Below are 496 nucleotides of genomic sequence, written 5' to 3' on the forward strand. Positions count from 1 at the left end.
GTCACTGGTAAGGCGGAAGCTGGCTCAACCGTTACCATCAAAGATGCTGAGGGCAACACAATCGGCGAAGCCACGGTTGCTGCGGACGGCAGCTTCACTGCGACGCTAGATCCCGCACAAACCAATGGCGAAACCTTAACTGTCACAGCGACGGATGCGGCGAAAAACACCTCTGCAGCAGCTACCACCACCGCGCCAGATTCTACCGCGCCAACAGCACCGACGGATGTAGCGGTCAGTGTCGATGGTGATACGGTCACTGGTAAGGCGGAAGCTGGCTCAACCGTTACCATCAAAGATGCTGAGGGCAACACAATCGGCGAAGCCACGGTTGCTGCGGACGGCAGCTTCACTGCGACGCTAGATCCCGCACAAACCAATGGCGAAACCTTAACTGTCACAGCGACGGATGCGGCGAAAAACACCTCTGCAGCAGCTACCACCACCGCGCCAGATTCTACCGCGCCAACAGCACCGACGGATGTAGCGGTCAGTG

The 496-nt window shown here is 58.3% G+C and carries 1 protein-coding gene; it reads left to right on the top strand.

Translation table 11 applies throughout. The features are described from left to right. Positions 1-496, top strand: a 496-nt coding sequence (locus HGT71_RS15630; RefSeq protein WP_214218607.1) for an Ig-like domain-containing protein, incomplete at both ends; no start/stop codon positions are given.

It is taken from the genome of Rosenbergiella epipactidis (assembly GCF_018494055.1).
Classification (GTDB): Bacteria; Pseudomonadota; Gammaproteobacteria; order Enterobacterales; family Enterobacteriaceae; genus Rosenbergiella; species Rosenbergiella epipactidis.